We start from the raw sequence: 13765 nt of genomic DNA, 5'->3' as shown, positions 1-13765 counted from the left end.
GGTTACACACTTAAAGCTACTGTTGAATTGAGCAACTTTTACAAGATATAGAAAATGAAAGAGGCCGGGACCGGAATTGAACCGGTATAAAAGGATTTGCAGTCCTCCGCATAAGCCATTCTGCCACCCAGCCGTTTTTTATGTGTAGATATCCATTATATCTTTTAGCATAGATAAAGCTTCCTCCCTTTTGCGTTGAAAAGTGTTACGTCCAATGATTGAACCATTACCACCTCCCTGCTTAATTTCTTTCGCTTCATTGCATATGTCATCTACTTCCTTCGATTCGCCACCAGAAAAAACTACTATTCTTTTCCCTGCAAAGCAAGATTTTTTAATATATTCAATTCTTTTAGATAATGATTCAATATTTTCTGTTTCTATCTTTTCTTTTTCCAAATATCTAGTTGGAAGCTTTACTTTGATTATATTAGCGCCAAGTAAAGCTGCTATGTGCGCAGCATAGGCAATAACATCAACTGCTGTTTCACCTTCTTTGGAAATTCCTTCACCACGTGGATAAGACCATAGCACTACTGCAAGCCCATAAGATTTGGCTTCAGCTACGATTTCACGGGCTTCTTCCATCATATCAAAACACTTAGCAGAACCAGGATATATAGTAAATCCAACAGCCAAGCAGCCCAAACGCAGTGCATCTTTCACAGAAGAGGTTATTGCTTGATCAGAAGTCAGATTTTTTGAATGTAAGGAGTTGGAACTATTAAGTTTCAAAATAAGTGGGAGCATTCCAGCATAAGTTGAAGCACCAGCTTCAATCATACCAAGTGGAGCAGCATATGCACTTACTCCCGAATCAACTGCAAGCTGAAAATGATAATGTGGGTCATAAGCATCAGGGTTAACTTCAAAGCTTTTTATTGGCCCGTGCTCAAATCCTTGATCTACTGGCAGAATCACTAACTTGCCAGTACCGCCAAGCTTTCCATGCATGAGAATACGAGTAAGATTTGCTTTTACCCCGGGGTTTTCACTTTCGTAGTAGCTTAGGACTTGTTTTACTTTATCACTTATCACTATAATTCAAATTAAATTTAAGTTATAAATTGTAACAAAGATGAAGTTCAATACAAGGATTTTAAACTATATTAAAAGCAATTTTATTTTCTACTTTATTCATATAGATTCTTAATTTCTTTCCTTTTATTAATTTACGATTCAGTATTTCTTCCGCTAAGTAACTTTTTATCTCTTTTTCAATAAGTCTCTCTATCGGACGTGCTCCCATTTCCTTACTATAACCCATTTGTACAAGATAAGATTTCACTTCATCCTCTACCAAGCAGTTTATGCCTTTTTGCGTCAGTTGCTTTTTCAGTTCTAGGACAAATTTATCCACAATATGCAAAATCACATCCGTACTTAAGTCAGAAAAAGAAATAATCGCATCAAGACGATTACGAAATTCAGGGCTAAAAACCTGTTCTATTGCTTTTTCGCTATCACCAATGTTAAAATTTTTATGCCCAAAGCCAACAAAACTTTTGCTGCGTTCAACTGCTCCTGCATTAGTTGTCATAATTAAAATTATATTGGAAAAGTTAACTTTACGTCCGTAAGTGTCTGTAACACAACCATAATCCATAATTTGTAGCAATATATTATAGATATCGCTATGGGCCTTTTCAATTTCATCAAGCAGCACAACACTATATTGATTGTTAGATACAGACTCTGTGAGTAATCCACCCTGATCATAACCTACATATCCAGGAGGAGAACCAATCATCCTTGATATCGTATGAGATTCAATATATTCGGACATATCAAAGCGTATAAGATTCATGCCCATGCTTTCTGCTAATTGTTTTGCTAGCTCGGTTTTACCAACACCGGTTGGCCCTGCAAAAAGATAATTTGCTAAAGGCTTATTGTAATTTCTCAACCCAGATTTAGCAATTTTAATAGAATTAACAAGAGATTCTATTGCCTGCTCTTGGCCAAAAATCACCTTTTCTAGATTAGCTTTTAAAGACTTTACTTTCTGCAAATCATCAGATTCAGATCCGCAAGGCACATTTGTAATTCTAGTAATGGTATTCTTAATATCTCTACTATTTACAATTTTACCCCTGTTTCTTAGCAATTTACAATATGCCCCTGCCTCATCAATAACATCAACCGCTTTATCAGGTAATATTCGCCCAGTAATATACTTATGCGAAAGTTCAGCCGCAGACCTAATGGCATTCTTTGTATAATATACTCCATGATACCCTTCATAGTAGTGCTTTATACCATCTAGTATCTTTATCGTTTCATTAACAGAAGATTCTTTAACATTAATTTTTTGAAACCTTCTCGCTAGTGCTTTATCTTTTTCAAAACTAGTGCTGTATTCTCTATATGTAGTTGCACCTATACAACGCAGTGTACCTCTTGCAAGCGCAGGTTTGAGTAGGTTACCTGCATCAAGAAAGCTACCACTTGTAGAACCTGCTCCAATGATAGTGTGTATTTCGTCAATAAAAAGGATAGCACCTGGTTTTGCCTCAATCGCTTTTATTATAGATTTTATTCTCTCTTCAAAATCACCTCTGTAGCGTGTCCCTGCAAGGAGTGATCCTAAATCCAAAGCATAAATTATACTGGACCTGAGCGCACTCGGAACACTGCCTTCAATGATCTTGAGTACCAAACCCTCAACTATTGTTGTTTTGCCAACACCTGGGTCTCCAACATATAAGGGTTGTTTTTTCTACGCCTCAATAATATTTCTATAGTGCGATTTAATTCATAATCACGACCAATAACATAATCTATTTTTTTGCTTCTTGCATAGTCATTTAAATTTTTACAATAACTTTGTAGAACTTCCTCATCTTTTAGTAGCTCACCTTTATTTACTGTAGTAGGAGCGTCATTATTTTTATCAAGTTTTACTTTATGATTGGTGGTGTATTCATCTATATCGCTCAAGTATTTCATATTAGATATATGGTAAATCAAATTGGAATCTTTCACACTTTGTTTCTGCAATAGATCTTCAACGTATAAATCTTGCCCAGACAAAATTTCTACTAGAACACTTGCTCCATTTATTTCTTTTTTTCCCAAGCTATGAGCCCGTATTATTGCTCTGTGTATTATGCATTGAAACATTGAGCTAGGTTTAACTCCACTGATAATCAATTCAGAACTGCTTTGTAAAAACCCTTTTATATTATTATTATAATCATTAGCCTTAATATTGCATCTTGATAGAATGTTATCCATATTGATGATTTCATCGGCTCTGATATTACATCTTGATAAAACGTAATTTACATCCACGTCTTTAGTTAACGCCAGCAATAAATGTTCTACTTTCGCATATTTTAGATTAAAATTAGAAGCAATGAGTAGCGCTCTATTCAAACTTGCCTCTAAGTTTTTGGAAATCATCTCCTATTCTCTTTAAAAGTGGGAACTCATATATAATGAATAGCACACAATTATTAAAAAAATTGAAATCCAGCAGTTCGCTGTAGCCAATTTGAATCCCCACTCTGGATCTACGTCATAGCACCGCGATATCTCAACATAGATTCCGCTAATGAGTAGCGGAATGACGAGTTTTACGCTTATCAAGTTGTAGGTAAATCCTATTTAATATGCTTTTTCTAGTACTCTGCTTTTCTTCTTAAATGCATTGATCTTTTTTCTACCGTATTTAGTCTTTAACGTACTTGGCCTTTTAAAGACCTTTTTGCTATTACGTTTTTTAAATTGCACACTACAATCAAAATTTGGCTCTCCTTCTTTGTCTGCCAATGCAGGCAGTCTTCTCTTATCTTGAGGTGTAACAAAAGATAGCGCATGCCCTTCAGCTCCAGCACGTGCAGTTCTGCCTATACGATGAATATAGTCAGCTTGCGATTGTGGTGCATCATAATTGATAACATGTTGAATGTGGGGAATATCAAGGCCGCGAGAAGCAACATCTGTTGCAACCATGATTTGATTGCGGCCACGACGAAAAGAATTAATGACCCTTTCGCGCTTGTGCTGCCTTAAATCACCATGAATTGCTAAAGCGCTATAGTCATCTTTGTGCAATCTGCTAGCTAGCTGATCCGCTCCTTGCTTTGTTTTGACAAAGATAATGATTGATCCTTCGCGCTGACATAGTTGTGTAACAAGCTTTTCATATTTTTCTGATTCTGATGCATAAACAATCTCTTGCTTAATTTTTACAGAAGTTGTAGTCTCACAATCAACAGAAATACGTTCTGGTCGATTAAGGTACTTCTCAGTAAGTTTAACTATATCACTAGGAAGAGTTGCAGAAAACATAAGAGTCTGCCGTATTTTTGGCAGATATTTCATGATCCCTTCAATTTGAATTCCAAAGCCCATATCAAACATACGATCCGTTTCATCAAGCACAAGAACGCTAACATTGCGAGTAATCAAAGTTTTACGCTCAATATGGTCTATAATACGACCAGGAGTACCTATTACAATTTGTGGTTTTTTCTGAAGCTGATTTAGCTGCCTAAAAATAGGCTCACCACCAATCAATAAAGCGACCCTTAGTGCAGAATTTTGAAATAAGAGTTTTCTTATCTCATTTGTTACCTGATGCGCAAGCTCCCTGGTTGGCACGATGACTAAAGCTGAACCAGTGTTAGGCTCATTCAGCAACTTAGCAACCAACGGAATAGCAAATGCCAAAGTTTTTCCAGTTCCCGTTTGAGCAGACCCAAGAATATCTTTACCTTGTAGCGCTAAGGGAATCGCTTGTATTTGAATCGGAGTTGGGACGAAAAGATTATTTTTATCTAGAGCTTGTGTAAGCGAAGCTGGGAGACCCATCTCATAAAAATTATTCACAATACGTTAACCCTATTAAAAGACTTCATAATAGATTAATCTTCCAATCTTAAATTTATTGCAGATTTTTTATCTTCTCCGTTTCTACCACGCTCCTCTTTAACCTCATAACTCACCCTTTCTCCTTTTATCCCCTTCTCTTTATTCTCTCCTTTAAGTGTCTCAGGCCTTATTCCTGAACGTTCCAACGTGCTAATATGTACAAAAACGTCACCCCCTTTACCTTCTGGCTTGATGAAACCATAGCCTTTTTCGGCATTAAACCATTTTACATTACCAAATTCCATTTAAACAACTCCTAAATTATTAATTAACATTACTAATGTGATGAAAAACTTTGAAATTACGATTGAGAATGCTTTAAGCTTAGCTATTGAAACTAAACCTTTATACTCCATAGTCTATTCTTAACATTACATGACAATAATACACAATTGTTGTACTTAATGCAAATAAATTTTTTAATCGTTAAGCGAACCTGCAACCGTCATTTCGCTAACTTTAATCGTTGGTGAATTAAATTGCCCACAAAAAGTTAGATCATCTGCAACGACTAAATTGCTAAACATATCCTTTAAATTGCTAGCAATGGTAATCTCATGTATTGGATACGTTATTTTTCCATTTTCTATAAAAAATCCGGAAGCGCCTTGGCTGTAATCGCCATTGATTAAATTAACACCAAAACCAAATAAATCAGTTACATATATTCCCTCTTTCACTTCCTGAATTAATTCTTCAAACGATACATTACCATTCTCAATGTAGAGGTTACTAGCTGCAGGAATAACTGCAGCATTACTTGCACGAGTTGCACTTCCGGTTGTTTCTGAGTCTAATTTTCTAGCCGAGTATAAGTCTAAAATCCAATTTTGTAATATTCCGTTTTTTACAAATATATTTTTCTTGCTAGTTATCCCTTCTCCATCAAATGGTCTCGATGCTATGCCTCTTGGCAACAATGGATCATCGACAATATTAATTCTATCGTTGAAAATCTGAGCGTTTAAACTACCCCTCAAGAAAGAACTGTTGCTTATAATACTGCTCCCATTTATAGCAGAAGCAAAACTTTTTACTAGCCCTTTTGCTGCTCTTTTTTCAAAAATAACTGGAAATTTACCAGTTTTAATTGTACGTGAATTCAATTGATCAACTGCTCTTTTTGCTGCTTCTTTTCCCATTAACTCTGGCAACTTTAAATCACTAAAATTACATGCTATATCATAATCGTAACCAACCTTCATTTCACTTTCTCTTCCAGCAACAACAGAGACCTGATTAGCAAAGGTTGATTTACTAAACGAGCCAATAAAACCAGAAACAGTCGATAATACTGTATTCACTAAAGCGTATGAAGAAGAGGCTCCTTCAGAATTAGTGATACTCTTATGTGCAAGGGCTGAATTTTCTGCAGCTTCAGCAATTTCTTTTAGGTTATCAACGGTTACAACATTATTATCTGAGATACTTAAATCTGCAGAAGAGATATAATTACTACCATTTACAGCAAAATTAATGCAAGGATCTTCTGGCGCATTCTTTGCCATTTCTACCACTTGGCTTACCGTATCACTAAGATTATTCAAATCGTTTGTAGAAATATACGCAGCTTTGTTTTTACCTGCTATAGCTCTGATTCCTACAGTGCAATTTTTAGATTGTGATATTTGCTCAATTTTTGATAGACGCTGAGAAACTGAAGTCTTATTAGTTTCATATATTGTAACTTCCGCATCTTGATTCTGCTTTTTTATTAATTTAGTGATATCTGCTGCAATATTTAATATATTCATTTTCTATTCCTTAGATTTTTATAAAGACTCTGCACCACCTATAACTTCAATTAAATCAGTTGTAATTGCTGCTTGACGAGAACGATTATAAAGCAATGCTAGTTTGTTCAGCATCTCTTTAGTGTTTCTGTTTGCTGATTCCATAGCAACCATTCTAGCACTATTCTCACTTGTTGCACTTTCAAGTAAAGCAGAGTAAAGAGCAATTACAACGTAATCCTGAATCAAAGATTTTAAAATAAATTCAATATTTTGTGGTTCATACTCATAGCCGTAATCTGTCGTTGGACCAGCCAGAGAGTTATCAATCAAGGATGAGTCTTTACTCCATGGTTTTATTGTTTCCAACATTGGTTTTTGCGTGAAGGTATTATAGAATTTACTATAAAAAACTTTAACTTTATCGTATTTACTTAGATCTATACCACCAACCAAAGCTTCTACGTGCTTTAACGTGATCCCCTTACTATTTTCAATTTTTAAGATACTTTTAGAGTCAAACCTATTTTTACCTACATCAAAAGCTTTTTTACCAAGAAATACAATATCTACTTTTTTGCCATTTGCGATTGACTTATTTACACGCTCTTGACTAAATTTGACAATAGAAGAGTTAAAGTTGCCGCACAAGCCACGATCAGACGCAACAATGAATACTAGGTAAGAACCGTCATTACTGATATTTAGAATTTTTGCCAGTAATTTTTGATCAACTGATAGCATTAATGAAGAAATAATGCTATGCAGCTTAGATATATATAATTTTGAATTTGATAATTTCTTTTGGCTTTGTAATAACTTTGCTGCAGAAACCATTTGCATTATTTTCGTGGTTTTCTGTACAGACCTAATATTCTTAATTCTTAAGGATAATTCCTTTAAGCTCTTCATTTTGTATACAACCCTGATTTATTAAAATATATAATTGTTAGTGTCTAAAAGCAAGTTTTTTTGACATTAGAACCAAGTCTAACTAAAAAACTTGCAGGTTTATTATTTTGAAATAAGGGTTATATTAAGAGATCTACTCCAAAAATTGTTCAATAGAGGTCTTTGATGGTAATTTCCCATATATTATTATCATCACACTTTGTGGAACCTTATAATATATAATAAACGCAATTAAAACTATTGCAATTTGAACATTTATGATCCCATTGCTTTAGTTCTCTGTTACAATTTTTACACTTCCAGCCCGGATCAGGCAAAGCTTCTGAGCCCATCTTGTTTAGCCAATAAATTACCTTGTCGTGTTCTTGCAATGTAACCTTAAGTTGTATTACAATAAAGTAGATTGACATGTAATTAGCCTTTTTCATAGCAGTGTCTAAATATTGACTTGCAAGATCATATTTACCTGAACTCATTGAGGACAAAGCAAGTAAACAGTAACTAAAATAATAATCAGGGCGTAAGTTGTATAGTCTTTCAGCACCTTTACTATTTAAATTGATGTACATTTTAGCTGACTGAGGAGTAGGATTTACTGCATATTCTGCCTCTAGCACTGCAGAAGCTTTTCTGATTTTTCCAAGTTTAATATATAATTCTGCCTTTAAATAATTAATGGGCCGAAAAGTTGCATAATAACTTTGTGCTCTGAGTAAAGACTTTATAGCCCCTTTAAAATCCCCTTTACTTTCATATTGTTTTGCCAAAGCACAATAAAAAACTGCAAACATTTCTTTATGGTCAAAGGGAAGAAAAATATTGAACTTAACTGCTTCCCTCAACTTCAAAATTGCATTAATCCAATCTTCTTTCAATATGCAATGCTCTATTTGAAAGGGAATAGATAGCATTTTATCATTAATTGAACTAGAGCAATATTCTATAAATTTTTGAAAGACTACTTTTTCTTGTTTGAGGTGAACAATCAGCTTATTGGCCAGAAGTAGAGCTAAGTTACGATTTTTATTTGCAACGTTTGTTAAACCGTTACTGAAAAAGCTGTAATTTCCCGTCTTACCTGAGTTAAAGAGCTTTATTAAAGATAACTTATCACTCTTCTCATTTAGACTTTTAACTAGCTTTTCAGCATTCTCTATATTGTCTAAGTCTATGCTAAAAAAAGCTTCAAAGAGAAGCAATTCTTCCCTATCCCTTCTTCTATTTCTTATGTTGGCAAATGTTGATAAAATGGAGGAAAAAAAGCGTACAAGTGTAATTAATAAAAATAATAAAACTACACAAGTAAAAATAATGAAATATAGATCAATACTTATAGTGTAATTGCCTAATTCCAATTTTATTACTTCACCACTTACCTTGACCCATATGCCAAATAAAAACGAAAGAGCGAAAATTATAAAATAAATCATGAGATATATTGTAATAAGTGATGATATATTGTTGAAATATTCTTAGAAGCTACAATAAAACCATTCAATTTATTCAGCCATGGCTTGAATTCTGAATGCGTTAAATTGCTTACTGTAACAGTTATATTTTGCCAATCATTATCGTTTATTGACTCCTCAATTTCTGCGAATTTTGCCCTTAATGGGTCATTTTTATCTTGTATTCTAATCCAGTTTGAAATGATTTTTTTAGACAATGTACTTTTATTGTAGTTAATAACAGCAATGGTCTTCTCAAAAGATAACTTCAACTCACGTAAAGTATCTACCTCTTTCAAACTTTCCAATTCATTTACTGCATTTTCTATCTCTGGATCATCAAGCTCTGATATCAAAGGCTTTATTGAATTTATATGATTATCAAATTTTGCTTCTCGCAATAACGAATTCTTCATTTTAACTACAAGTAGCAGCAATCTTGCGAGGTTCTTATACCTTGAGCTACCATCACCTTGCTCACATTGAGTGTGCAGACCTCTCTTTAAGTCAAATATCTTTTTTCTACCCTGGATTGATTAACTTCAAGTGACATTCTGAATTCATCTATTTTTTCCGTTAAAACATTTATATTGTCTTCGCTTTCTTGCTGACTTATTTTAAAAAAGATTATGTTATTTATTGTGATGTAACCGGTAAATAACAATACAATTAAGAACCAACCTATGTACTTTTGCTGAGTATCATTCATAACGTAGTATCTCCGCAGGATCTTGTGCAGCTGCCTGCAATGCAGGAGCAATTGTCGCTAAAAATGATAAGAGTAACGCAAGTGCAGAAATACTTACTACATCTTGAGGGACTAATATCACCGGTAAACTTGAAAAAAGTATATCATAGGATCAAACAGCTTGACGTTAGTAATGTTTTCTAAAAACACTCTAATACTTTCGATATTGAGAGAAAAAACGACACCTATAATACAGCCAAGACAAGTTCCCGTAAAACCGATTAATAGACCACAAGCGCAAAATATGCGCATAATGCTTCCACTTGTTGCACCAAATGTACGCATAATTGCAATCGCGGATTTCTTTTCTTGCACTATCATCATTAAATTTGAGATAATATTAAACGCTGCTACAACTATAATCAAAGTAAGAATTAAAAACATCACATTTCTTTCAGTTTTTAAAGCACTAAAATAATGGCTTTGCTGTGATTGCCAACTTTCAGCTTTCATTCCTATTTCTTTTTCTATAGCATCTGCAAGCTTACCAGCTCTAGTAACGTCGTCTACAAGTACTTCTATATTTTTTATGCTATTTTCATAATTAAAAAAGGCTTGTGCTGATTTTAGAGGCATATATATCAAGGTATTATCATACTCAAACATACCCATATCAAATATTGCTATAACTTTATATTTTTTCATTCGCGGCATTTCACCAAGTAATGCATCAAATTCTTCAGATGATATAAACGTAATTTTGTCGCCATAGTCAACGTTCAAAGCTTCTGCCAATCGTGCTCCTATTATTATCCCTTCATCAAATTTTTTTACATCACCTATAATTACATTATTTGTAATGGTAGTACTATCAAGCAAATCTTTAGTTGACACACCTCGCACTACGCTACCTGCAATTTTACCATTTGCTACAATAATAACTTGATCATTGGTCATAGGAGTAGCTTTTAATATACCAGGAATTTTCTCAATCGATTTCGAAACTGTGCAGTAATCTGAATTTATGTTCCTATCAAAATAAACATTAATATGGCCATCAATGCCAAGTATTGAGTCAAGCAACTTTGCTCTGAATCCGTTCATCACAGACATCACCACTATTAGTGTTGCAACTCCAAGGGCAATGCCGATAATAGAGAACAAAGTCGTTATAGAGCAAAATCTGGCATTTTTCGCTCGCAAATAGCAAGCAGCCATAGTAATTTCAAAGGCAATGGACATTACAAAATATTTTGAGGTTAAACATTATATTCTTGAAACTTCGTATAATTGTAGACTTTTCTTTATTTGAAAACTAGATATTTTTACTCCTTTAAATTTAGCAGACTTATAGAGTATCTTTAACATTAGAATTTCAAAATCTTCCATATACATCATCCAACCTCACTATATCATTATCAGATAAATGCTCTCCTATCTGAAATTCAACTATTTCAAGTGGAGAGCTTGTGCTTCTATTTTCAATCCTATGGGAAACTTCCCTTGGGATTTCTATCATATGGTCTTTTACTATAGCATATTCTTTGTCGCCTAAACTAACATACCCAACTCCCGATAGTACTATATGGTATTCATCTCTATAGTGATGGAATTGCTTAGAAGTGCAGCTTAATGGATTTATAAAAAGATATTTTATAAGAAAATTTTCGCCTATTAAAATTATACTACAAAATCCCCATGGCTTGATTTCTCTTCTTATCGCTTTTGCTTTCTTAACCTTATTAATAAACGATATTAGGCTTTTGTTTGGTTGCTTATAAGCTCCACCCAATAAATTTTTATTACTTTCTGTCGTTGAAACTGGCTCTCTTTTTTTGTTACATGTCGGAATGACGACGTAAACTTCTCACTCAATTCTAAAACTGAATTCCAAGTTCCAACATCCAGCCAATCGAAATTAGCTTCTATCATTGCAACGTTTTTTGCTTTTTCCATTACCAAGTAATCAATAGAGACGCCTTCAATTCCTGCAAAATCTCGTTGTTTTAAATACAGAAATCTCTCTTGCGGTGTGAAATGTTTCACACTTGCAAAACATAAATTATAAAGAGTCGGGGCAGATTTTTTGATCTCATCTATATAGCGTTTTGCTTTGAACACAAATATTCCAGAATTCCAATAATAATCATTACTTAATACATGCTCAGGTTTCTCTATGAAATCCTTTACTATATGATACTTTTCCTTATGATCATAAACTGCATTTATATAGCCGTATTCAGAATTGAATTCATGAGGCTTAACTCCAAACGTAACTATAGAGTTAGTTTCAGAAGCTAGCTGAGATGCTTTGTGAGCAGAAGCATAAAAATTATTCAAATCACCTATAAAATGGTCTGAAGGCAGAATTAACATTATCTCGTTTTCATTGCAGAGAAGCGCAGCAATTAATATCGCTGCTGCTGTTCCAATTTTCACTGGTTCGAAAATCACTTTATATTCTCGCAGCGCATGCAACTCCTTCTTCACTAACGACTCGTACTGTATATTTGTGGCAATTATGGGTGGCATATAACCACTTTTTAGCCTCAATAAAGTGTTCTGAAACATAGTGTTATGGCTAAATATTTTTTGAAATTGCTTTGGCTTCGATAAAGGCCAAAGTCTGCTGCCACTACCACCACATAGTATTACAGGGCGCATATAGTTAAGAAAATTAATTAAATAATTAACATCTTGTGCTAATAGTAAAATGCATGCAAGTTTTTGTTGTGGAATAGTTAATAAAGAAAGTAAATGTTAATTTAAAGTAGTGGCCGGTTAGCGAGGAGGTAATTGAAATTTTTCGTCTTGCAATGAACTCCGTCTGCTTAGTACTTCATTAACATGAGGAGTATCACTCACTTTTTCAACATCTGCTTTTTTAGACGCAGCTATTTTCTCATTACTTTTGTTTTGCAACTTCTCCTTCTTTAAGCTTTTTCCAATATCTGGTTCTCTAGATTTATCTATACTTTCACTACTTTTATTTGACGGCTTCTCTAAGTCTTTTTCAATACCTGGCCTTCTAGCATTAAGCTCATCCCATGTGCCCACTATACTAAGTGGCTTATGATCCTTTTGCCCTGGCTTTAGCCTTTCTCCACCTTTAATAACATTAAAGTCACTTTTTGCTTCTTCCCAACATCCTTTCAATTGGTGTTTCCACATAGTGAAGTAAGCATCACCATACTTCTTCTTATCTGCTACAAATAATAAAATTGGAGCCTTAAGTATGGTAGCTCCCATATTCACTAAATTTTTTACTGCCATTGCAGGGGTGAACAAAAGATAGCCAAAAGACTTTGCAATTGGGTTTTGTTCGCTTATTAAATACTCCCCTAACTTTATAGGAAGAGAAGTCAACAATTTAGTACAAACTTTAGCCAAGCTTGCAACGAAAATAATAGGAACAGATATAAGACTTTTATCTAGCTCCAAGTTATTATTCTGATCTCTAATTTCTGAAAAATGGGTGCTTAGCTTCTTGTAATCACTAGTGTATAGTAATTTTCCATTTCTTCCTTTTTCATCTCTATCTTTCTCATCAACTTCTCCCGTGTCATCATTGATGAAGCAACCTTTTTTAGCAAGAAAAGAAGAATTAGTTAATCTAAGTAACTTAGTATCAACCTCAAAGACCGGCAAGTGTTTTTCAAGATCTATTTTTGAAAACTTAAATGGCTTATAAAATTTACTATAATCATTAACCTCACGCCTACCTTTACTAACTAAAAAGTCAATAGTAAAGTAAGATTTTTTATCAATTTCCTTAACCAAGGCTAGATCAAATTCGTATTCATTATATATAAGCTGGTACTCTGGATTTCCGTCTTTATTTTTTACAAGCTTGTCATTTTTTTTTACAACTCTCCCAGAATCTACAATCTGATCATAATTTTTTGGATATTGACACTTTCGTCCATCCTCATATATCATTACCTTTCTAAGGTCTTTGACATAAACTTGAGACTCAGATGAACTAAATAGATCCTTCACCTTTAGCGTAAGGTCTATTCCCCACTTTTTCAATGTCTCTAACATATTGCTAAACCAAAATCGCTATAGTTCAATGATAAAACTAGTACACTAATAATATATTAACA

The 13765-nt window shown here is 33.9% G+C and carries 7 protein-coding genes, 1 tRNA gene and 4 pseudogenes; all 12 read right to left on the bottom strand.

Annotated elements, in window-relative coordinates:
• Window positions 1-61: 61 nt before the first annotated feature.
• Window positions 62-133 (bottom strand) — tRNA-Cys (locus tag NMD99_RS06735).
• A gap of 5 nt (window positions 134-138) precedes the next feature.
• Window positions 139-1035 (bottom strand): class I fructose-bisphosphate aldolase, encoded by an 897-nt coding sequence (locus tag NMD99_RS06730; protein WP_253309992.1) that lies wholly within the window; start codon window positions 1033-1035, stop codon window positions 139-141.
• Window positions 1036-1099: 64 nt separating this feature from the next.
• Window positions 1100-3405 (bottom strand): annotated as a pseudogene (locus NMD99_RS06725) (AAA family ATPase).
• 204 nt (window positions 3406-3609) lie between these two features.
• A complete protein-coding gene (locus NMD99_RS06720; protein WP_253309848.1) occupies window positions 3610-4836 on the bottom strand; it encodes a DEAD/DEAH box helicase in 1227 nt (408 codons plus the stop codon).
• A gap of 35 nt (window positions 4837-4871) precedes the next feature.
• Window positions 4872-5123: a cold-shock protein gene (locus NMD99_RS06715; protein WP_064124857.1), complete on the bottom strand. Its 252-nt coding sequence runs from the start codon at window positions 5121-5123 to the stop codon at window positions 4872-4874.
• Between the two features lie 174 nt (window positions 5124-5297).
• A complete protein-coding gene (locus tag NMD99_RS06710) occupies window positions 5298-6632 on the bottom strand; it encodes a TldD/PmbA family protein (RefSeq protein WP_253309849.1) in 1335 nt (444 codons plus the stop codon).
• Window positions 6633-6650: 18 nt separating this feature from the next.
• Window positions 6651-7523 carry an ATP synthase F1 subunit gamma gene (gene atpG, locus NMD99_RS06705; protein ID WP_264688382.1) on the bottom strand — a complete coding sequence of 291 codons (873 nt, stop codon included), beginning with the start codon at window positions 7521-7523 and terminating at the stop codon, window positions 6651-6653.
• Between the two features lie 209 nt (window positions 7524-7732).
• The gene (locus NMD99_RS06700) at window positions 7733-8953 is read right to left on the bottom strand and encodes a heme biosynthesis protein HemY (RefSeq protein WP_253309851.1); all 1221 of its coding nucleotides are present in this window, start codon (window positions 8951-8953) and stop codon (window positions 7733-7735) included.
• Window positions 8950-9680: pseudogene (locus NMD99_RS06695) on the bottom strand (hypothetical protein). The gene NMD99_RS06700 and the pseudogene NMD99_RS06695 overlap by 4 nt, the downstream one beginning before the upstream one ends.
• Window positions 9673-10901 (bottom strand): annotated as a pseudogene (locus tag NMD99_RS06690) (lipoprotein-releasing ABC transporter permease subunit). The pseudogenes NMD99_RS06695 and NMD99_RS06690 overlap by 8 nt, the downstream one beginning before the upstream one ends.
• Before the next feature lie 133 nt (window positions 10902-11034).
• A pseudogene (locus NMD99_RS06680) lies at window positions 11035-12323 on the bottom strand (sugar phosphate nucleotidyltransferase).
• A 117-nt stretch (window positions 12324-12440) separates the two neighbouring features.
• A complete protein-coding gene (locus NMD99_RS06675) occupies window positions 12441-13703 on the bottom strand; it encodes a hypothetical protein (RefSeq protein WP_253309856.1) in 1263 nt (420 codons plus the stop codon).
• Between the last annotated feature and the right edge of the window lie 62 nt (window positions 13704-13765).

Origin of the sequence: Wolbachia endosymbiont of Listronotus oregonensis, from assembly GCF_031205055.1 — a bacterium.
Taxonomy (GTDB): domain Bacteria; phylum Pseudomonadota; class Alphaproteobacteria; order Rickettsiales; family Anaplasmataceae; genus Wolbachia.
The sequence above is the reverse complement of the archived record's forward strand: the minus strand, read 5'-3'. Positions and strand labels throughout refer to the sequence as shown.

Coding starts and splice junctions, on each gene's coding strand:
- NMD99_RS06715 (WP_064124857.1), bottom strand. CDS start 5,123: ATGGAATTTGGTAATGTAAAATGGTTTAATGCCGAAAAAGGCTATGGT.
- NMD99_RS06675 (WP_253309856.1), bottom strand. CDS start 13,703: ATGTTAGAGACATTGAAAAAGTGGGGAATAGACCTTACGCTAAAGGTG.
- NMD99_RS06700 (WP_253309851.1), bottom strand. CDS start 8,953: ATGATTTATTTTATAATTTTCGCTCTTTCGTTTTTATTTGGCATATGG.
- atpG (WP_264688382.1), bottom strand. CDS start 7,523: ATGAAGAGCTTAAAGGAATTATCCTTAAGAATTAAGAATATTAGGTCT.
- NMD99_RS06710 (WP_253309849.1), bottom strand. CDS start 6,632: ATGAATATATTAAATATTGCAGCAGATATCACTAAATTAATAAAAAAG.